Origin of the sequence: Priestia koreensis (assembly GCF_022646885.1) — a bacterium.
Classification (GTDB): Bacteria; Bacillota; Bacilli; order Bacillales; family Bacillaceae_H; genus Bacillus_AG; species Bacillus_AG koreensis_A.
This window is the reverse complement of sequence record NZ_CP061868.1, coordinates 2,273,647-2,293,641: the sequence shown is the minus strand read 5'-3', so window position 1 is coordinate 2,293,641 and position 19,995 is coordinate 2,273,647. Positions and strand designations below refer to the sequence as shown.

Here is a 19,995-nt window from a genome sequence, read left to right as displayed (position 1 = left end):
GTCTTTTTATCAAAATTATTTTATGCCATAGCCATACAAAAACACTCAGAGCAAGATAGCAGCCCTGAGTGCAAGTAATTAAGCGGTAAAAATCCCTTTTTTAATATGAAACAGATAACGAGATCGAATGATCAGAAAATAGATAATTTGAAACAGCGCAAAGGCGCCTAGCACAATGCCCGTTCTGCTCGCGATGGACAGTGAGAAAAAGCTTTGTAACGCCATAAACGCAAACACGCTGTGAATCACGGCGATGATGATGGGAATGAAAAATAACAGGGAAAGCTGTGTCGTAATAATTTTATTCAGTTCCTTCATTGTTAAGCCGACACGAGAAATGGTTGCATACTGTCGTTTGTCGTACTCCAAGTCTGTATACAGTCTGAAATAAAGGAAACTTCCAGCCGCAATGAAGAATACACAGCCTACGAGCAACACGACAAATAGCATCATTTTATACAATTGCATCGTTTGAGCGTAAGCGTCTCCTGACGAAACGTAGTTAAACGGAGCATCAGACATTGGCTCTAACTGTTTTTTGATCGCAGCTCCAATTCCTTTTGTATCCTTCCAGTCCTTTACGTAATACCCCGTGTAGGTGCGTAGGGGAGCAGATGATGTTAATGAATCATACGTTTCGTTTGAAACAACGAGCTGCAAATAATCATTTTGATAAGCAGGCAGAACGATTTTTTTCACGTACCCTCGTGAATCCAGCTTAGAAGTTTGTCCTTCAATGGAAATGCTGCCTTTTTTCTCATCGTTTCCTCCCATCATCGAAGAAGATTGAACAAAGTAAGCATCATGTTTCTTGATATGAATAGGTTTCACATCAAGAGGGCGAGCGAGCTGATTAAAGTTTTGCTCTGATAAAACGGTCACGGTTTGGCCGTTTTTATTTCCGTTTTTCATGTGAATCACGGCTTTCTTCAAGACGATTTCGTTCTTTTTGTAAGCTAGTCCTTGTTTATCAAGGTCATGCTCAATGATGCTGAGATGTTTATCCTTTTCCTGATTTTGCTCTGCTGAATAGTAGGAAACGGCATAAGGGTAGTTAAGGTGGTATTCATCGCCTGTCACTGTAAACGAAACGAGCGTTCCGACTGCACAAAAGGACGTAGCGGACACAACCGTTACAAGAAAAAACATCCGGGCATTGTCTTTCATGCGGTAGACGAGGTCAGAAATAACAATCACGTTCGTTTTGTTCCAGTAGAACGTTTTATTTTTCTTCACCATTTTTAAGAGAAAAATACTAAGCTGCGTATAAAGGAAATACGTCCCGATAATGACCATAATAATAACCGGAAAGAAGCGAAAACCGATCGTCAAAACGGTAGACGTTGCGGCAAGGTAGTAGCCACCACCTAAAAGAACGGCAGCAAGTAGGGATAACAGAATCGATGATTTCGGTTCTTTTTTTGGCTTTTGACTGCCTTGAAACAAATCGATTAACTTGTTTGTTCGCACAAATAAACTCGTAAATAATGAGATAATGAAAAATAAGATCATAAATGAGCCAATGGTGAGTGTAAGTGATCGAGCAGGGAGCTGGAACGATAAATAATCAATTTCTAAAATGTTCGCACCCATCATTAAGAAGAGCTTTCCAAAGACAATTCCTGATAAAATCCCGGCAATTAACGAGGCAATTCCAATGAGCATATTTTCAAGAAAAACCATCGTATTTAGCTGTCGTTTAGACATGCCATTCATAATAAAAATCCCAAATTCTTTTTTTCTAGATTTTAAGAAGGCGCTGACCGAATAAAGAACAAAAAAGAATGAAAATACATAAATAATGTACTCCGCTGCTTTCATTCCTTGAATAGCAATCCCACCGTTAACGCCCGATTTCACGTCAGGATGAAAGATGAATAGAGAATAGATGAAAAAAACCGATACAGAGAAGGCGCTGCTCAAGAAATAAGCGGCATATGTCCGCTTATTTCTGAACACGTTTTTAATAACGAGCTGTCGAAAGTTCATGTGCATCACCGCCTAACACCGAAAGCATGTCGATAATTTGTTGGAAAAATGCTTGTCGATTTGCACCTCGATAAATTTCATTGTATAGCTGTCCATCTTTAATGAAAATGACACGGCTGCAGTAGCTAGCAGCTAACGCATCATGTGTAACCATCATCATGGTAGAACCTTCTGATTGATTTAGGTGCTCGAGCGTTTCCATTACGTCTTTTGACGATTTTGAATCAAGATTTCCAGTTGGTTCGTCTGCAAGAAGGAGCTCAGGCTTGTGAATCATCGCTCGAGCAATCGCAGTTCGCTGCATTTGTCCACCCGAGATTTCATACGTACGCTTTTTCAAAATTTGATCAATACCCAGTTTTTTCGTAATATCAACGAGTCGCTTGTTCATTTCACTGACGCTGACACCATCCAATGTAAGAGGTAGAATGATGTTTTCTTCAACCGTTAACGTATCCAAAAGGTTAAAATATTGAAAAACAAATCCAAGCTTACGGCGGCGGAAAAGCGCAATATCATTCTTTTTTAAGTGATGTGGGTTTTGACCATTTACGGTTACTTCACCAGATGTTGGTGAATCAATGGTTGAGACCATGTTAAGTAACGTCGTTTTCCCGCTCCCAGATGGCCCCATAATGCCGACAAATTCTCCTTTATCCACCGTAAAGTTAATGTTATCAAGCGCTTTATAAGACACCTTTCCTTCATAAATTTTTGATAAATGACGAACATCTAATACTGACATTGTGTACAATCTCCTTTCGCTTTGTGCGCGTGTTAAGTTCTTTAAAATCTATCTCTATTGTAGCCAAAAGAGCTATAGAAGTACCATCTGTTATCCTTACAGTCACCTTACAGTTTTGTAAGAAAGGGAAAATGAAAAAAGGTAGCAGGGAGCGCTACCTTGAAGATGGGGAATCCGTTCCTCCTAAGTCTTCTTGGAAAATGAGGCGGACGGTTGTCCCGACGTCTACTTTTGACTCTAATTCTATTCGGTGATTAAGCTGCTTACAGATTTCTTTTGCAAGATAGAGTCCCATTCCCGTTGATTCCTGATATTTTCGCCCGTTTTCACCCGTAAAATAAGGATCAAATACCCGTTTTAAATCTTGCGGCGGAATTCCTACGCCTTCATCTCTAATTTCGAGTGCCACTTGCTTGCCGCGATGAAAGGCTTGAATAGAAATTTTTTGACTGCGTTCTGCCGAATATTTCACCGCATTTGTTAATAGTTGAATGAGCACAAAAGAGAGCCATTTTGTATCAGAAGCAACAACGATACTCGGGTTGATATCTACGCTCGGAAAGACGCGATTGCGAATGAATAAGCGCTTTTGCTCAGAGGTGATGGAGGACACAAGTGCTGCGAGCGGCACCGTTTCGGCTTTAAAATCACGAGAGAAAGTCTCAAGGCGAGCCGTATATAAAATCGTATCGAGTCCTTTTTTTATTCGATCCATTTCATCTTGAATGCTATCAAAAGCAGGGTGATCTTCCTTTTGAAGAATGAGATGAACAACAGAAACGGGCGTTTTCATTTGGTGGACCCATTGGTTAATAAAGGTAATGTGCTGGTCGAGCTTGGCCTTTAAAGAATGGGTATTATTTTGAAAGTGACTGTACTGACTTTGAAGAAGCTCGTGAAGCTCGGTGCTTAGTGGACTATCTCCGTAATCGGCAATGCTTTCATCCAAATGAGTTAATTTTGTTGAAAGGCGCGCATAAAACTTTCGGTGCGTCATATAACGAAACGTTAAATAAGTACCATACAACACAAAGCTAATTAGCGCCGCGTACCAAATGGTTGAGTAACGGTGGCTATTGTCTAACCAATAGATGAGGCTTGTAATGGCTACCTGAACAAGAAAAAAAATCGTAAGAGGGAGGTGCTCCCGCAAAAATAGCTTCATGGCTGAGATCTCCACGTTGGCTTCATCATGTAGCCAGCGCCGCGAACTGTTTCAATGGCTCCGTCAATGCCAAGCTCCTTGAGTTTTTTTCTCACTCGCGTCATATACACGTTCAGCGTATTGTCATCCACAAACGGCTGATCGTCCCAAATTTTCTCGAGCAGGCGATCGCGGCTGACGACTAGCTCAAGACGATCCATTAAAGCCTCAAAAAGCTTCATTTCGGTGTGACTCACTTCTAACCGCTGCTCGCCAAAGGTCAATTCCAATCGCTCTGGAAAGAGAGTGAGGCCATGTGCCTCAACTGTACGCTCGCCTGTCGGAGAAGCATATGTACCGTATGCGCGTCGCAAGTGGCTTCGGATTTTTGCGAGAACGATATCGTAATCAAATGGCTTTGTGATATAGTCATCAGCACCGTTCTCAAGCGCCATCACTTGATCCATCTTGCCGTCACGAGCCGAAATGAACATAATAGGGCAGTTTGAAACCATCCGAATTTGGCGGCACCAGTAGTATCCATCAAACTTTGGTAAGTTCACATCTAGTAAAACGAGTTCAGGCTGAAGGCGATGAAAATCATGCATCACATTGTCGAACGAGATGGCACAGCTCGCCTCCAGTCCATATTTTTGTAAGTGTGATAGAAGAAGATCACAAATTTTCGGATCATCCTCAACAACCATAATCATATGTATTATCTCCTCTCAATCGATGTCTAATAAGTATGTCTCACGCTATTGTAGCAAAAGAAGAAGGGGGACGAAATAATAATTGTTAAAAATATCCTCTCGCTTTGTTTTTGTAGGTCTAAATACCTATCTAAAAGACACTCTGTTTTGTCTATATAGTGTTCCTTGCGAATTCTTGTCCTTTTTTTAAGGACGTGACATATACATAGAGTAAGGAAGTTGATAAGGGAGATTCGTTTATGAACGCATTTTTAAAAGGAACGTTCGTACTAGCATTTGCTGCCTTTTTAGGGGAGCTAGTAGAGTTTTTAGTAAACATGATTTTAGCAAGAGAATTAGGGAAAGAGGGTATGGGGATTTACATGTCGGTGCTACCGATTATTTTCTTAATCGCAACCGTCGCGAGTCTTGAGTTTCCTATTTCCATCGCTAAATTTATCGCAGAGCATGATCGAAAAGAGCATCGTCATATGATGAAACATGCGACGAGGTTTGCCTTATTTATGACCATCATTTTCTTTTGCCTAACGGCTGTAGTCGTATTTAGCTTTCCGGTTCTTTCGCATTATCACCCGATGCTCAATCGAATTGTGCTCATTTTTATTCCCATTGTCGCGTTTTCTGCGATATTACGTGGCTATTTTACAGGGAAAAACAGAATGACAACGATTGCCGTATCTAATTTTATTCGCAAAGCCGTTCAGCTCACGCTCCTTTTCTTGTTGTTTCGCACGTTCTCTTTTGAGAGTGCCGAGCTTTCCATGCTTGCGGCAGTAGGGGCACTCGTTGGCACTGAGGCGGTTATTTTAATCTATTTTTTCTTTTCGTATTTTACCTCACTAAACGTCATTACAAAATCACATCGCCCAACGCTTCAACCGAAGGAAATTCGTCATAAGCTTTTGGCTGTCTCGCTTCCAACGACAGGTCTTCGTCTGTTCAATGCCTTAGCCAATGCCATCCAGCCATTTTTAATCAAAAAAGCACTAGTTCTATCTGGGATGAGCATGAGTGTTGCGACGCAGCACTTCGGTATTTTAATGGGGGTAGCGGCAACGATCGGGTTCTTTCCGGCCTTTTTTGCGCACTCTATTCTCGTTGCGCTCATCCCAGCCGTATCCGAGGCTCAGATTAAACAAGATTCAGCAAAACTTCAAGAACTTCTTCAACAGTGTATGAAGATGACCTTTACATATGGCATCCCGTCGGTTGTTGTGATGTATGTATTTGCTCATCCGTTAACGAATTTGTTTTTTCACTCAACGGAAGCGGTCTATTATTTACAAAACCTGTGGCCATTTTTTCTTTTTCATTATTTTTCAATTCCACTGCAGGCTTATTTAATCGGACTAGGACTTGTAAAAGATGGGTTATATCATACGATTTGGGCACACATTATCTCATTCGGCATGATTTATCTGCTTGGCTCTCAGCAAGAAATCGGCATGCACGGCATCATCATGGGTCTCAATGCAGGAGCAGTCCTCCTCATGTTGCTTCATTACGTGACGGTGTGTAGAGCCATTGGGGTCACCCTAATTTTATGGCGCGCGAAGAAAACGTAAAAATCCCACGTGATTGTGGGATTTTTTATTACGGCAAACTTCTCAACGTGTTGCGGAAAATTCGAGCAGGTACGTCACCGCCGCCGCTGCGGAGATAGTGGGTATCATCGGTCCGGTCAAATCCAGCATGAATAACGAGCAGATGCTTGTCTGTATAACCAGCGAACCACGCGTCTTTATTGGCGACACGGTTTGATGATTGCCAGAGCGTTGTGCCAGTTTTACCCGCAACATCTTCGTTATAAAGTTGCGCGCGATGACCCGTTCCGTATGATTTATCGACTACTTTCATCAGCATTTCATTCATTTGATCGGCATGTTCTTTGCTCATCATCTCTTTCGTTTGTAGTTCTTTCGATTGAATGACGCCATCTGGAAATACAATTTTTTTAATCGCACGCGTTTCTTCAAGGACTCCATCATTGGCAAAGGTAGTATAAGCCTGTGCCATTTGGAGAGGAGAAGCGCCCTTTGTTAGTCCACCTAGCGCAAGCGAAAGGTTTTTATCTCCTTTATCTAACGGAATGCCGCTCTCGGTGACAAAGTCGTAGCCTTTGCTGACTCCGATTTCATTTAGGAGAGTCACGGTTGCCACATTCAACGATCGCACAAGCGCTTCTTCTACCGTTACTTTTCCAAAATATTCGCTTCCAGCATTTTTTGGCTTATAGCCATTAAAGTCGGTTCCACGCTCATCCTTTAAGGTTGAGTCAGGAGTCCAATCATTTGTCTCGAGTGCAGGGGCATAGACAGCCAGTGGTTTAATGGAAGAGCCTGGCTGATAAGGAACAGTGGCCCGATTTAGCCCATTTTGCTTATAGCTTCGCCCGCCGTACATTGCTTGAATCATCCCGTTTTTTGGATTAAGAGCGGCTGCACCAATTTCGACTTTTTGATCAGAACGGTCATCTGAAAAATAAAATTGATCAACGGCTCCGTTGAGGGATTTTTGTAGGTCAGGGTCAAAATCAGTGTAAATTTTGTAGCCACCCTTATACAGGGCTGCACTTGTCACCCCATATGTTTTATTTGCATCTTTTACAATGTAATCAATAAAAGCTTGATTCGGACTTTGTTGTTTTGACGGAACGCTTACTTGTTCGATGTCTTCGTTTTTCGCATCTTTTAATTGCCCCTCAGTAATGACCCCACTATTATACATAAGTTGAAGAACGACATCCCGGCGCTGTTTGGTGAGCTTTGGATCGTTGCTTGGCGAATATTTACTCGGAGCCTTCGGTAGTCCTGCTAGAATGGCTGCTTCGCTCACGCTCAGGTCACTCGCATCTTTTTGGAAGTAAAGCTTTGATGCAGCTCCAATGCCGTATACGCCGCTTCCAAAGTACACTTGATTTAAGTACAATTCGAGAATTTGATCTTTGGATAGCTTATTTTCCAACGCATAAGAGAGGATTACCTCTTTAAACTTTCGTGTGAAGGTCTTTTCATTCGTTAAAAATAAATTTCGAGCGAGCTGCTGGGTAATGGTACTCGCTCCTTCTGCTTTACTAAACGTGACGATGTTTTTGGTCGTCGCGCGGAAGATACCTTTAAAATCAATGCCGCCATGATCATAAAACCGCTTATCTTCTGTAGAGATAAACGCCATGCGAACATAATCAGGCAAATCGCTTAAATCCACATTCTCGCGGGGAACCGTTGTATAGAGTTTGTCGATTTCGTCGCCGTCTTTATCGTATAAGACGGTACTCTCAGCGGCCGCTAGCTTTTTCGCGTCAATATGTCGGATATCCCGAATAGTTTGAAAGGAACAGCCTGACAGTAGCAACGTGACGAACCCAACCATAACTAGAAACAATGAAATTTTTCTCATAGTAACCTCGTTGCAATAGATTTTCTCTATGTGAGAGAAGAGCTTGTTATACGTAGTATGAACCAAGCGAGAGATCTTCTTTCATTTAGCTCAAAATTCCACTTTCAACTACGCTTACGTTCACCTTTGTACGAAAGTGAACGCGCGGATAGTCTTCCTCCCAGTTGAGTTTTTTCCACTCATCAGGGTAAAAGGCCATAATCCGACGCCCAATTCCTAAGCCATCACAGTCCGCTTCTTGCAGCTTCGTAATCACTTTTTTTGCGTCCTTTGTGAATGCTTTCGTTAAACGCGCGTTCATATCTGAGATGCCGCTCGGATCCATGACGTGCTGTCGTGGGTATTCAATTAAGCTCACTTCGAAATTTAAGGTTAAATCTACGTCAATCTCATGGTCAGGAGTGAAATGGATGTCGAGGTGACGCTTTGATTTTTCTATGTTTACGGTCACATAGTCATTAATCTTTGTTTTTGAATCTTTGAATACTTTTTTCGTAATGCGTCCGTTCATTGTACTGTTTTCATCCGCTAAATGTGTAAAGAGCATGGATTCATCACTTTTTAAATAGCCTTTATATTTGGTTTCATTAAACATCGCTAAACCATTAATTTTTAATGTTTGATTATTTGGCATTTTCACTACATAGGGAACAAGCGCATCAGCACCTGGGTCAAACAGGCGCGAGCATAAGTACTGAATGTTCAGCTCTGGTATCATCGCTACTTGCTCAGCACTTGTAATAAGATCACTAATATACTTACTTGTAATAGGTTCAGACTTTGGTTGTATGCGCAAAAAATCACCAGCTTTTCCATCAGCAATGATAATCTTTGCGGCAAGGTTGCTCATTGGGTCTCGATAGTACACGTCTAGATAAGCATACAAATCCTTTTTGGCAATTTCTTTACTGACGATCACCACTCGGTTTTTACTCGTGTTGATTTGTTCTGAAATAGTTCGGTCCAACGTATTGCGACTACCTCGAACGGAAGGGCCAATCGAGCTATACACAATGCTCTCAAGCTGCGGCGGTCCTTGTCCACTTGCGCTCATAATGCTTGGAATGGAGGTGGTGAGCTTTACTTTATTATCCTCGGCTAAATCCATTCCAACTGCATATAACAATTTCGTGTCTTTTAATAGTTGTTGATCCCAGCACCCAGCTAAAAAGAGCAATGGGATCGAAAATAAGCTGAGCATTGCTTTTTTCATGTTGATGACTCCTTATGAGGCTGACGTTTCTTAAAGAGAACGGCCACTATGTAGAGAAAAATCGGAACTCCTACAAAACAAACAAGTCCGCCCAAATTAATAAAGTTTCCAAAGGCTTTAATTTGCAACACGTTTCTTAGCATCAGAGAGAGAACGAAACTTAACGCGCCTAATATCCAAATAAAGAACGTATGCTTCTTCTTAAAAATACTCTCTAATGAAAGAGACGCTGTATATACAAAGCTCATGTATGAAGTCGTAACGGAAATAACCCAAATCGTCAAAAAGATCACGTCAATTCGTTCAATAAACGTAAAGCTCAGTGACTTTAGCACATATAAAACCGGCTGAGGAATTAGCGGAATTTCATCGGGACTGAAAAAAACGAGACATGTAATCACTAAAAAGGTATAGAAAAGAGTCACGATTAAGGTACCGATTGTACCGGCAATAAGCTTTTGTTTTTGTGTCGCATGACTTTGGTTATGAATGACCAGCAGGGTTTCAAAACCTAGCATCGCCATCACCGCTTCTTTTGAACCGCTTAAAATATGTGTAAATCCGCTTTGACCAAAAGGCATCAGATATAAAAAGTTTACGTGCTGATATGCGTTAATGATAATGAGTACAAGGACAATGAGTAACGAACACATAAGCACATAAAAGCGCGCAATTACTTTAATACGATCTTTAATCAAATAGAGGGATGTTAAGACAACAAGTACTTTAAAAAACCACTGCGGCGTATTTTCATATAGCCAAAGCTGAATGATGTAGTTGAACATTGAAAGCACATATGCTGCAACACAAATAAAATACAAAGCGAATACAATATTGAGTGCTTTTCCAAATACTTTCCCAAGAATAAGCTGTGCCATATCAAACAAGTTTGCATGCGGAAAGCGCCTAATTAAAAAATAAAATAAAAAAATAAGTAGTTGAACGCACAGTCCAGCAATAAGAACCGAAATCCATGCATCCGACTTTGCCTTTTCATGTAGCTGACTAGGAAGCGCGAGTAATCCTACGCCAACCTGTGTTTGAATGATAAAGGCGGTCACTTGAAGCGGTGTCAAGGTGGCTTTTCGACTTTGCGTTTCTGGATTATTCATCTTGTTTCCACTTTCTAGAGTTTTCTTCTTTTGTTTGCTGCTGCGGCTGTGCATCACTTGGTCGTTTATTTAGCTTCCAAATTGGCGCACGAATGAACGTGTCTTTTAATTCCTTCCAGTGAAACGGTGCTAATGGCGAGAAATAAGGAGAGTTAAAGGCCTCTAATTTACACAAGTGAATGAGCAAGATCATAAGACCAAATACAATCCCTAGATAGCCTAATACCGTCGCCGCAATCATCAATGGAAAGCGCAAAATTCGTATAGCCGTATTCATTTCAGGAGAAGGGACGACATAGGATGAAACAGCGGTCAAGCTTACGATAATGAGCATTGTTGTCGAGACGACTCCAGCAGCCACTACTGCATCACCAATAACGAGTCCTCCCACAATCCCGATCGTGGCACTAATAGAGCTTGGGAGACGTATTCCAGCTTCACGAATAAGTTCAATCGTCAATTCCATTAAAAGAGCTTCGACGAGAGGAGGATACGGCAAATTTTCTAATGAACCTTTTACCGGTAATAATAAACTTTCTGGAATGACTTCAAAGTGAAACGAAACGGTTGCGATGTAAATTGACGGTAGCGTGATGGCGATTACAAAGCTAATGAGACGAATAATTCGGTAAAAGGAGCCCGTTAAAAAGCGGCTGTTATAATCATCAGGTGACTGATAAAAGGAAAAGAAGTTGGCTGGCATAATTAAAGCAGAGGGACTGCCTCCACCAAAAATAATGACGCGTCCTTCCATCAGGTGAGCGATAGTTCGGTCAGGTCTCTCAGTAATTAAAATTTGCGGAAAGGGTGACCACTGCGTATCTTCGATAAATTCACTCATGTATCCAGGCGAGAACATCATGTCGACATCAATGGAATCTATTCTCGTTTTAACCTCTTCTACAAGTTCTTCTTGCGCAATATCTTTCATATACACCATAGATATCTTACTTTTTGTTTTTTTTCCAATCGTATAATAATTAATCATTAAGTTTTTATCTTGGATCCCTTGACGGATAAGCTGAAGATTTGTATGAATGTCTTCAATGAACCCTTGATGCGATCCGCGCAGTACCTTTTCGTTATCTGGTTCAGTTATTGTACGATTGTTGCCTTTACTAGCACCAACGAGATACACGTGTTCGTCATTATTGATCGTAATAATCGCATATCCTTCAATCATCGCATCAATACATTTTTGAAAGGAAACCGTAGATTTTAAGTTGGATGTAATGATGCTTTCCACAAAGCTTTGCGACGAATGAATGGTAATGGGTAGTAAGACGGTTTGCTCAATTTTTTCTTCTGCGACGAGTGTTTCTAAAAACACGATGGCCGCTTGAAATTTTTCATGCTCGATAAATCTCGTTCGTAAATCAGATGTTGGTCCAATTTCATCGTAAATCATTTGCAGGTTTTGAGTGTAATCGAGCGTAAAATCAGATTGTGTAGACGACATGAAATTCCTCCTTTCACCAGTGCTTTTATAGGTAGTATGAGAAATATATGGAAAACCATGCACACAAATATATTCTTATTTCGAGATTCTTTAGTTGAAGTGTTTACAAATGAGGGAATCATCCGTATAATCAAAGTAGATATCTTTAATTCGAGATAAATGATCGTTTTGCCAGCATACTGAGAAAGGATGAAGTATACAATGAAGCATATTTTCCAAAAAGGAACAGACGAAACGAAACCGGTTTTTCTTCTTCTCCACGGCACAGGGGGAACGGAAACAGATCTTTTACCAATCGCGGGCATGATTGACGCTGAGGCATCTTTTTTAAGCGTAAGAGGAAATGTATCGGAAAACGGGATGCCAAGGTTTTTTAGACGATTACAAGAAGGCGTATTTGATATTGAAGATCTAGTATTCCGAACAAAGGAATTAAAAGATTTTATTGAAGAAGCAGCCGCTAACTACGGATTTGATCCTCAAAATGTCGTGGCCGTTGGGTACTCGAATGGTGCAAATATTGCAGGAAGTCTTTTGTTTCACTATGAAAATGTGTTAAAAGGGGCGATTTTGTTGCATCCGATGGTTCCTCGTCGTGAAGTGGCACTGCCATCATTAGCGAACGTACCTGTATTCATTGGAGCAGGGGATAATGATCCGATTTGCCTTCCTGAAGAAACAAACGAGCTTTCGTCTTTATTGAAGGATGCAGGAGCAGAGGTAACGGTTCACTGGGAATCATTTGGTCATCAGCTCACAAGAACGGAAATTGAAGCAGCGAAAGCGTGGTATGGGAAACAGTTTAAGTAATAAATGAAGTATAATGGCTAAAAAAATTCATAATGCTTGTTAAAAGGTGGAAAATCTTAAGAAAAATTAAGGTTTTTCGCCTTTTTTTTCGCAATAATTAAGGAATCTTTAATCTTTCTTTCATCTTTTTATGTCATAATAGTCTAGAATAAGCGGGATTTTTTTGGTAAATTAATTGTAATCCATGAAATAATTTTGTAATGTAAGGCATAAATATGGTGAGATTATGGTGAAATGAATTTGAAGAAAACCATTTTTTGTGGTAAAAGTGGGATATATTGTTTGCGTAGAAGGGAGGAAGCAGAATGCTAAGCTTATGGCACTGTCATAAGTTTTAGGACGTTTCTTTCTGAAGAAGAGAAGGATTTCGTAAATTCTGAACGAATGATTTTGTATATTGTTGTTGCACTTATTTTATGTTTTTTGATTTACTCAGTAGGAGCTACGTGGATTTACCGAACGTACTCAACGAAAGTGATGAAAAAGGGAAGAGGCCATAAGCAAATTGCCTTAACGTTTGATGATGGACCACATCCACTTTATACACCGCAATTATTAGATTTATTGGATCAGTATGAGATGAAGGCCACATTTTTTGTAGTGGGCGCCCATGCGCAAAAACATCCCGATTTAATTCGCATAATGCAAGCTCGGGGTCATAGCATAGGGGTTCATCATCATACACATGTAAGCAATTGGTTGTTATCTCCAATCGGATTAAAAAAGCAATTGACAGCGAGCCAAGACGCTCTCCAAAAAATCACAGGTTCTCGTCCTGTTTTATATCGTCCGCCTTGGGGGCATTTTAACTTATTTACGCCTTTTGTGGCAAAAAAATGGACGATTGTGATGTGGACAGGTATTTTCGGGGATTGGAACTTAAAAACAACATCCAATGTTTTAGTTTCACGCCTTCAGCAGTCTTTAGAAGACGGAGCCATCTTCTGTTTGCATGATAATGGTGAAACGCTAGGAGCTGACGAGAAAGCACCAGAAATGATGTTAGAAGCTCTTGCGGTTTATTTACCCTATTTGGTGGAACAAGGGTATAAAAGCGTAACAATTGATACTATGCTAACATAAGGGTTTTTGTTGCAAGCGTTGGAGGTTAGAACAGAAGATGAATTTAGATGTTGTCTCACATTATATTCAAGTATTTGGATATATCGTTATATTAGTAATACTATTTTGTGGAATTGTTGGCATTCCTGCGCCCGAAGAATCATTTTTAGTTTTGCTAGGGATTTTTGTTTCGAAGCATCAATTGCATTTAACAAAAAGCATGCTTTATGCTTTTGGCGGTGTATTTTTAGGAATGATGGTGGCGTATGTGATTGGTTATTACGTCGGAACTCCATTCTTGTATAAATACGGAAAATATATCGGCTTTTCCAAGCCGCGTATGCAAAAAGCGGAGAAACAATTTAATAAGTATGGAATTTGGGCCATCTTTTTTGGCTTTTATATCCCTGGGATTCGTCAGCTCTCTCCTTATTTTGCCGGTATAAGTCGTTATCCGATTGGTATGTATACGATTGTCTCTTTCATTGGCGGCGCTGTATGGACAGTAGTTTTTATCCTCATCGGCTACTATGTGGGAGATAAATTTGAAGTGATGTATATCGGAATCGGCATTGGTGTGCTGGTAGTGATCTACTTGATTTGGAAGTCAATTCGACGGTCAAAACAGCAAAAACAGAGAGAAATCGAGCAAACTAAAGAGTAAGTGACGCAGGAAAGGGAGGCGTAATCGTTGAGAAAGATTTTATTTTTGCCGTTATTTCAGATGCCGTCTGGGCATCATCAAGTAGCGGATGCATTAATTTCATCTTTTTTACACCGTGTAGAAAATGTGGAATGTAAAAAAGTTGATTTTTTAAGTTACTGGAACGAGCCCATTGAGCAAATGGTTTCGTCCTTCTATATGAATTGGATTCGCTTGTTTCCATCACAGTACGCACAGTTTTATAAAACGTTTATGTATACAGATCCAGAACAACAAGGTAAACATGGGAAGAAGAGACGCAATATTATTTTTGAACAAAAAATGTTGCAGCTCGTTCGTCAGGAGCAGCCGGATCTCATCGTATGTACGCACAGCTTTCCGTCCAAGCTGTTAAGTAGTTTAAAGCGCAGAGGGCTTATTTCTGTGCCGATTGCCAATGTATACACCGACTTTTTAGTAAGTGACGTTTGGGGGAAAAAGGGAATCGATTTTCACTTCGTTCCTGATACAGAAGCAAAGCGCTACTTAGTGGAGATTCATCAAGTACCGGCATCGAAAATTTTTATTACCGGCATCCCAGTTGACGATGCGTTCCGAGTACGTACGTTTTCAAAGGTGAAACGCATTCGACCGCACATCCTAGTAGCGGGAGGTAATTCTGGTTTAGGGAAGCTGCGTCCATTTCTTGAAGAGCTTAAAAGGGAATCATATTTTCATTATACTGTTTTATGCGGAAGAAACCGTAAGCTCTATGAAGAAATTAAGTCGTGGAATCAGCCTAACATTGATGCTCATTCCTATATTACGTCTCGTCAGGAGATGAACCGTTTATATGACTCCGCTGATGCGATCGTAACCAAAGCGGGAGGAGTAACCCTTAGTGAGGCGTTTAGAAAACAGCTACCCGTTTTCATTCACTCTGCGCTACCCGGACAAGAGCAAATAAACGTCAAGCACCTTCGCAAAAAAGGATTGGTGATTGATTTAAATAAATTCATGCCTCTTGAGGATCAGCTAAAAGAAATTTTAGACGATGAAGTCGAGCACAACCGCATGATGAAACGTATTGAGAACTATCTTATGACGTTAACAGATGATGTTGTGACGACATTAAACGAACGTTTATTAGAATGGAACGTTCCTCATATTTTAACGAGACCGTAACTGTTTACCCTGTTGCGGTCTTTTTTTTGAGCACATTAGTTTATGAAGAGATGAAAAAGAGCGTAAAATATAAAAGAAGAATTATATTCGTAAGGGAGTTTTTTGAATGAATCCAACAATTGAAACATTACTACAGCACAAATCCATTCGTAAATACGAAGATAAACCGTTAACAGACGAGCAAATTAAACTAATTGTTCAAAGCGCACAGGCGGCGTCTACGTCTAGCTACGTTCAAGCATACTCGATTATTGGAATTAAAGATAAAGAAAAAAAGAAAAAGCTAGCTGAGCTTGCAGGTCATCAGCCGTATGTAGCGGAAAATGGTCATTTCTTTGTTTTCTGCGCAGATTTCCATCGCCATGACGTGATCGCTGAGATGCATAATCAAGATCTATCGACTTCACTTCAAAGTACGGAGAAATTTATGGTCGCATTAATTGACGCAGCGCTTGCTGCACAAAACGCATCAGTTGCGGCAGAATCAATGGGGCTAGGTATTTGCTATATCGGTGGTCTTCGCAATCAGCTTGACGAAGTCGTTGAGGTGCTAAAAACGCCTGATCATGTGGTTCCTTTATTCGGATTAACAGTAGGATATCCTGCTCAAGATCCAGATGTGAAGCCACGTCTCCCACTTGAGCACGTGTATCATGAAGAAGAATATGAACAGAATCAAGACGTGTACAAGCAGCAATTAAAAAAATACGACGATGAAATTTCGGCCTATTATCATGAGCGCACGAACGGTGAGCGAAACGATACGTGGACGGGTCAGATGGCTCATATGCTTTCAAAACCAACTCGTATGTACATGAAAGAATTTGTTCAAAAGAAACATTTTGATACGAAGTAATGGAAGAAGAGGGAGAGCCCTCTTCTTTTTTTGTTTGACCTGCCTAAAAATTCATACTATTATTACGTTACATCATAAAAGAGAGGGAGTTATGCAGTGCAGCAGTGGATTAAGGAAGTAGCGAGAGGAAAACGAGGGGCACATGATTTAACATACGAACAAGCAAAAGAAGCCGCAACAGCCATCGTGTCAGGAGTATCATCTGATATTCAAACAACGGCCTTTTTTATTGGAGAGCGCATTAAAACAGAATCAGCAGACGAGCTACAGGCATTTGTAGAAGCTTATAGTGAAGCAGCGGAAAAAGTACCGTTAACGGAGGCACTAAGTGAAAAAGCGATTGACTTTGCAGGCCCTTATGCAGGGAGAAATTCTTTTTTGGCGACATTGTCCGTTTCTTTGTTACTAGCAGCTCGTGGCATTCCGGCCTTTTTACATAGCAGTGATGCACTACCTCCGAAATATGGAACGACGATGAAAGCACTTTTACATACGTTAGGCGTGCCCGTTACACGCACATCTGAAGATGAGGCTGCGGTATTAGAAGAGCTGAAGATTGGATTTGCTGATACAGAGAGATACAGCGAGGCACTTCATCGTGCTCGTACGATGCGAACAGAGATCGGTGTGCGAACGGTGTTAAATACGGTTGAAAAACTGCTGAATTTATCAGGATCACGTTCAATTATGCTCGGTGCCTTTCACCGGACGGCCATTAATAAAATGCTTCCAATCTTTTCATCGATGAATTATTCGCATGCTTATATTGTCCAAGGAATTGAAGGGTCAGAGGATGTACCCGTTCACCGCAACAGCTTTGTTTTCCACGTGACAAACGGTGTAGCAGATTCCTTTATCGTACAACCTGGTGATTATGAATTGTCCGTTGAGGAAGAAAACTTTCCGAAGCAGTTGACTCTAGAGGAGCAGGCTAACATCACACGATCGCTTCTAAAAGGTGAGCAGACAGCTGCTCTTTTACCACATTACAATCAGGTGGTACTGAATGCGGGTCTTCGCTACTATCTATTTGGCTATGAAGAAAGCATTGAAGAGGGCATTCAGTACGCAAAAAATCAGTTGGCCTCAGGGATAGGCGCTGTTCATTTAGAAAAATGGAAAAAGTGGAGCTAAGTGAAAAAACCGCTGGTACGATCAGCGGTTCTTTCTTATTTTTCCTTAAGTTTCTTTAGTGGGACAACTTGAATGTGTTCATGGTTGTCGCATTCATAGACAGTTGCTTCTTCTTTTGGTTCATTGATCTCTTGTAGCATAACATTTTTTCCGTTGAATACGACTGGAATATAGTCATTGCCTTGCATAATTTCTTGAGCGCGGCCAGCTTTCATCGTTATCACTCCCTACGCGTATTAGTATGAGTTATGGAGGCGTATTTTAATCGATAAAAGCCGTGTATGAACGGATCGGTTTTGTTACACTAATAAGGTAGATAAAGGAGGAACAATCAATGAAAGCCATTATTTTTGATTTTGACGGAACGATTTTAGATACGGAATCTCCATGGTTTAACGTATACAAGGAAATTGCCGAGTCGTATGGAACAACATTACCGTTAGAGGTGTGGGGGAAATGTGTTGGAACAAGCGATAAAGCTTATTACGAATATTTAGAAGAACAAGTAGGCGAAAAGCTTGATATGGACAAAATTGGTATGTTGAGAAAACAAAAGCATGAGGCCTTTATGGAAACGCAGGATTTGCGTCCTGGCGTTAAAGCGTATATCGAAGCAGCAAAAGAAGCGGGCTATAAGCTTGCAATTGCCTCAAGTTCGAACTACGCATGGGTGTCAAAATTTCTTGCTAAATTTGACTTGGCCGATTATTTTGAAGTCATAGCGACAAGCGATCATGTGACGAACATTAAGCCTGATCCTGAGCTTTATACGTTAGCGCTCGAAAAATTGGGGGTTACAGCAGATGAAGCAATGGCATTTGAGGACTCACCGAACGGAACGCGTGCTGCAAAAGCAGCAGGAATTCAAACGGTCATTGTGCCAAATCCGGCAACGGCTTCACTAACGTTTGATGAATATGATTACAAGCTGCACTCAATGGACGAATTGACGTTATCAGAGCTGTTAGATGAATTATCTTCTAAGAAAAGCGTATAAGAACGAGCGGAACTCCCTAGACGAGTTAGGGAGTTTTTACAATGTTTGCATAAAATTCATCTCTTCCTCCACACTAAGTAGTAAAAAGGGACGGATTTGATGGAGCGAATTGAACGGTTATTCTGGAGCATTGCGCTGCCTGGATTTGGGCAACTGCTAAATAAACAATACGTAAAAGGGGTTTTATTTGTTTTATTAGAAGTCATTATCAACATAGAATCCCATTTTAACAAAGCCATTCAACTTAGTTTTCTAGGCGAAACGAAAGAAGCACATATGATCATTGATTATCAATGGATTTTATTTTATCCGTGTCTTTATTTTTTCGCGATGTGGGATGCGTTTAAATTTGCAAAGGCGACGCCACCGCCACCGTATTCATTTTTACCATTTGCATTTTGTGCCTATATCGTAACAACCGGCGTCTTTTATGCCCCGAAAGTACATATAGACGGTATTTTTTTTGGCCCTATTTGGTTTCCGATGATTTGTGTTCTGCCAGGGTTAATCGTTGGATTACTTTTTCAATCATTAGCGCTATTGAAAAAAAGAAAGACGTAAAAAAACTTGAGATGATTTTCCTCAAGTTTTTATCTTTTTTACGAGCATTCACGCTTGTAAAATATGAGTGTTGCATGCTCATTCAACGCCTTCGTTTGACCGGTTTTCACATAGCCCAGTTTCTCGTATAAATAACAGTTTCCTACTTCCTCTTGAATAGTCGCAAGCTCCCAGCTCCTCGCTTGTGGAAATTGGGCCTCAACAAGCTTCATCGCCGCTTGTGCAACGCCTTTTCCCTGGTAAGTAGGTAAGATGAAAATAGGGCTAATCCATAGTGCTGAGGGTGTGTCGTTCCATACAACGCGAATCGCTCCGACTAATAAATCATCTTCCATAATTTTGAAATATACACTTGATGCATGCTCAATGCGCTTTAATACACGATCAACGCTCTCATTTGCGGGGCTAGTTTGATAGTCATGGTATTTGTGAAGCAAAGGAGTGAAAGCTTCAATTTGTATGTTAAAGATGGAGTAAGCGTCTTTGGTGACCGCTTTTTCTAAACGGATGTTCATCGTGAATCTCCCTTATGTTTTTATACTTATATTACCATGTTTGTTATAAACTGAACATTTGCTATGTGCTGGGAGTAGAGCATACAGACCGATAGGATCTTTTTGCTTTTACTTGGCGATCATTTTTTTTGATGGCTGCTTTAGAAGGTGCACGAAATCAATGACAATTGAAAACAATAGAATGATCACGCTCGCAAGATTGATAGGAAGACTGATAAACATCATCCCCATTCCACTAAACCCGCTTATAATGAAAATCCCCGCTACAATTCCCATAAAAGATAGGAAAAAGACGATAAATGCTGGCATATAATGAAAATAAGCTTGTCCTCTGAACCGTTTTCTCAGGCAATACGTCACTGTAAACAATACAAGGAGAGTAAGCGCTCCAAGTGTCAAAAATTCCGTCATCTTATGTCCTCCCTTGTGAAACAGAATGCTTTCATCGTAACATAGAA

General features: G+C 40.7%; 20 protein-coding genes. 9 read left to right on the top strand and 11 right to left on the bottom strand.

What is annotated here, in order from left to right:
* Positions 1-78 precede the first annotated feature (78 nt).
* The 4 genes from IE339_RS11665 to IE339_RS11650 all read right to left on the bottom strand — a co-directional run bounded on the left by IE339_RS11665 (position 79) and on the right by IE339_RS11650 (position 4,591).
* Positions 79-1,989: an ABC transporter permease gene (locus tag IE339_RS11665; RefSeq protein ID WP_242167643.1), complete on the bottom strand. Its 1,911-nt coding sequence runs from the start codon at positions 1,987-1,989 to the stop codon at positions 79-81.
* On the bottom strand, positions 1,964-2,734 hold the full coding sequence (locus IE339_RS11660; protein ID WP_242167641.1) for an ABC transporter ATP-binding protein: 771 nt from the start codon (positions 2,732-2,734) through the stop codon (positions 1,964-1,966). The genes IE339_RS11665 and IE339_RS11660 overlap by 26 nt, the downstream gene beginning before the upstream one ends.
* Before the next feature lie 154 nt (positions 2,735-2,888).
* A complete protein-coding gene (locus IE339_RS11655) occupies positions 2,889-3,899 on the bottom strand; it encodes a sensor histidine kinase (protein ID WP_242167639.1) in 1,011 nt (336 codons plus the stop codon).
* A complete protein-coding gene (locus IE339_RS11650; RefSeq protein WP_397428600.1) occupies positions 3,896-4,591 on the bottom strand; it encodes a response regulator transcription factor in 696 nt (231 codons plus the stop codon). Before IE339_RS11650 ends, IE339_RS11655 begins: the two co-directional genes overlap by 4 nt.
* A 239-nt stretch (positions 4,592-4,830) precedes the next feature.
* On the opposite strand from IE339_RS11650, the gene IE339_RS11645 reads away from it, so the two are divergent.
* Positions 4,831-6,156, top strand: a complete 1,326-nt coding sequence (locus IE339_RS11645) for a polysaccharide biosynthesis protein (RefSeq protein WP_242167637.1) — start codon at positions 4,831-4,833, stop codon at positions 6,154-6,156.
* Between the two features lie 28 nt (positions 6,157-6,184).
* Here IE339_RS11645 and IE339_RS11640 read toward each other — a convergent pair whose 3' ends face one another.
* From IE339_RS11640 to IE339_RS11625, 4 genes are all read right to left on the bottom strand, one after another.
* A complete protein-coding gene (locus tag IE339_RS11640) occupies positions 6,185-7,990 on the bottom strand; it encodes a transglycosylase domain-containing protein (RefSeq protein ID WP_242167635.1) in 1,806 nt (601 codons plus the stop codon).
* A gap of 85 nt (positions 7,991-8,075) precedes the next feature.
* On the bottom strand, positions 8,076-9,203 hold the full coding sequence (locus IE339_RS11635) for a Ger(x)C family spore germination protein (protein ID WP_242167633.1): 1,128 nt from the start codon (positions 9,201-9,203) through the stop codon (positions 8,076-8,078).
* Positions 9,200-10,315, bottom strand: a complete 1,116-nt coding sequence (locus IE339_RS11630; protein WP_242167631.1) for a GerAB/ArcD/ProY family transporter — start codon at positions 10,313-10,315, stop codon at positions 9,200-9,202. The genes IE339_RS11635 and IE339_RS11630 overlap by 4 nt, the downstream gene beginning before the upstream one ends.
* Entirely contained in the window at positions 10,308-11,774 is a 1,467-nt protein-coding gene (locus IE339_RS11625; protein WP_242167630.1) for a spore germination protein, read from the bottom strand. The genes IE339_RS11630 and IE339_RS11625 overlap by 8 nt, the downstream gene beginning before the upstream one ends.
* 201 nt (positions 11,775-11,975) lie before the next feature.
* On the opposite strand from IE339_RS11625, the gene IE339_RS11620 reads away from it, so the two are divergent.
* The 6 genes from IE339_RS11620 to IE339_RS11595 all read left to right on the top strand — a co-directional run bounded on the left by IE339_RS11620 (position 11,976) and on the right by IE339_RS11595 (position 17,464).
* Entirely contained in the window at positions 11,976-12,584 is a 609-nt protein-coding gene (locus tag IE339_RS11620; protein WP_242167628.1) for an alpha/beta hydrolase, read from the top strand.
* A gap of 390 nt (positions 12,585-12,974) precedes the next feature.
* Positions 12,975-13,667, top strand: coding sequence for a polysaccharide deacetylase family protein (locus tag IE339_RS11615; RefSeq protein WP_242167626.1), 693 nt, complete (start codon positions 12,975-12,977; stop codon positions 13,665-13,667).
* A 37-nt stretch (positions 13,668-13,704) separates the two neighbouring features.
* Positions 13,705-14,310, top strand: a complete 606-nt coding sequence (locus IE339_RS11610; protein WP_242176061.1) for a DedA family protein — start codon at positions 13,705-13,707, stop codon at positions 14,308-14,310.
* 27 nt (positions 14,311-14,337) lie between these two features.
* Positions 14,338-15,474 carry an MGDG synthase family glycosyltransferase gene (locus IE339_RS11605; RefSeq protein WP_242176060.1) on the top strand — a complete coding sequence of 379 codons (1,137 nt, stop codon included), beginning with the start codon at positions 14,338-14,340 and terminating at the stop codon, positions 15,472-15,474.
* Between the two features lie 106 nt (positions 15,475-15,580).
* On the top strand, positions 15,581-16,330 hold the full coding sequence (gene nfsA, locus IE339_RS11600; protein ID WP_242176059.1) for an oxygen-insensitive NADPH nitroreductase: 750 nt from the start codon (positions 15,581-15,583) through the stop codon (positions 16,328-16,330).
* 96 nt (positions 16,331-16,426) lie between these two features.
* On the top strand, positions 16,427-17,464 hold the full coding sequence (locus tag IE339_RS11595) for an anthranilate phosphoribosyltransferase (protein WP_242176058.1): 1,038 nt from the start codon (positions 16,427-16,429) through the stop codon (positions 17,462-17,464).
* Between the two features lie 35 nt (positions 17,465-17,499).
* Here the strand turns inward: IE339_RS11595 and IE339_RS11590 are convergent, their stop codons facing one another.
* Positions 17,500-17,679, bottom strand: coding sequence for an H-type small acid-soluble spore protein (locus IE339_RS11590; RefSeq protein WP_242176057.1), 180 nt, complete (start codon positions 17,677-17,679; stop codon positions 17,500-17,502).
* A 119-nt stretch (positions 17,680-17,798) separates the two neighbouring features.
* Between IE339_RS11590 and IE339_RS11585 the strand changes: the two genes are divergently transcribed.
* Complete coding sequence (locus tag IE339_RS11585) at positions 17,799-18,461, top strand: HAD family hydrolase (RefSeq protein WP_242176056.1); 663 nt, start codon at positions 17,799-17,801, stop codon at positions 18,459-18,461.
* Positions 18,462-18,560: 99 nt separating this feature from the next.
* Positions 18,561-19,022 (top strand): hypothetical protein, encoded by a 462-nt coding sequence (locus IE339_RS11580; RefSeq protein WP_242176054.1) that lies wholly within the window; start codon positions 18,561-18,563, stop codon positions 19,020-19,022.
* Positions 19,023-19,060: 38 nt separating this feature from the next.
* Here the strand turns inward: IE339_RS11580 and IE339_RS11575 are convergent, their stop codons facing one another.
* A complete protein-coding gene (locus IE339_RS11575) occupies positions 19,061-19,537 on the bottom strand; it encodes a GNAT family N-acetyltransferase (protein WP_242176053.1) in 477 nt (158 codons plus the stop codon).
* 108 nt (positions 19,538-19,645) lie between these two features.
* Positions 19,646-19,948: a hypothetical protein gene (locus tag IE339_RS11570; RefSeq protein ID WP_242176052.1), complete on the bottom strand. Its 303-nt coding sequence runs from the start codon at positions 19,946-19,948 to the stop codon at positions 19,646-19,648.
* Positions 19,949-19,995: the final 47 nt, after the last annotated feature.

Bases quoted from the DNA above. Each gene is read 5' to 3' on its own strand.
- IE339_RS11665 (WP_242167643.1), bottom strand. From the start codon at position 1,989: ATGAACTTTCGACAGCTCGTTATTAAAAACGTGTTCAGAAATAAGCGG.
- IE339_RS11660 (WP_242167641.1), bottom strand. From the start codon at position 2,734: ATGTCAGTATTAGATGTTCGTCATTTATCAAAAATTTATGAAGGAAAG.
- IE339_RS11655 (WP_242167639.1), bottom strand. From the start codon at position 3,899: ATGAAGCTATTTTTGCGGGAGCACCTCCCTCTTACGATTTTTTTTCTT.
- IE339_RS11650 (WP_397428600.1), bottom strand. From the start codon at position 4,591: ATGATTATGGTTGTTGAGGATGATCCGAAAATTTGTGATCTTCTTCTA.
- IE339_RS11645 (WP_242167637.1), top strand. From the start codon at position 4,831: ATGAACGCATTTTTAAAAGGAACGTTCGTACTAGCATTTGCTGCCTTT.
- IE339_RS11640 (WP_242167635.1), bottom strand. From the start codon at position 7,990: ATGAGAAAAATTTCATTGTTTCTAGTTATGGTTGGGTTCGTCACGTTG.
- IE339_RS11635 (WP_242167633.1), bottom strand. From the start codon at position 9,203: ATGAAAAAAGCAATGCTCAGCTTATTTTCGATCCCATTGCTCTTTTTA.
- IE339_RS11630 (WP_242167631.1), bottom strand. From the start codon at position 10,315: ATGAATAATCCAGAAACGCAAAGTCGAAAAGCCACCTTGACACCGCTT.
- IE339_RS11625 (WP_242167630.1), bottom strand. From the start codon at position 11,774: ATGTCGTCTACACAATCTGATTTTACGCTCGATTACACTCAAAACCTG.
- IE339_RS11620 (WP_242167628.1), top strand. From the start codon at position 11,976: ATGAAGCATATTTTCCAAAAAGGAACAGACGAAACGAAACCGGTTTTT.
- IE339_RS11610 (WP_242176061.1), top strand. From the start codon at position 13,705: ATGAATTTAGATGTTGTCTCACATTATATTCAAGTATTTGGATATATC.
- nfsA (WP_242176059.1), top strand. From the start codon at position 15,581: ATGAATCCAACAATTGAAACATTACTACAGCACAAATCCATTCGTAAA.
- IE339_RS11590 (WP_242176057.1), bottom strand. From the start codon at position 17,679: ATGAAAGCTGGCCGCGCTCAAGAAATTATGCAAGGCAATGACTATATT.
- IE339_RS11585 (WP_242176056.1), top strand. From the start codon at position 17,799: ATGAAAGCCATTATTTTTGATTTTGACGGAACGATTTTAGATACGGAA.
- IE339_RS11580 (WP_242176054.1), top strand. From the start codon at position 18,561: ATGGAGCGAATTGAACGGTTATTCTGGAGCATTGCGCTGCCTGGATTT.
- IE339_RS11575 (WP_242176053.1), bottom strand. From the start codon at position 19,537: ATGAACATCCGTTTAGAAAAAGCGGTCACCAAAGACGCTTACTCCATC.
- IE339_RS11570 (WP_242176052.1), bottom strand. From the start codon at position 19,948: ATGACGGAATTTTTGACACTTGGAGCGCTTACTCTCCTTGTATTGTTT.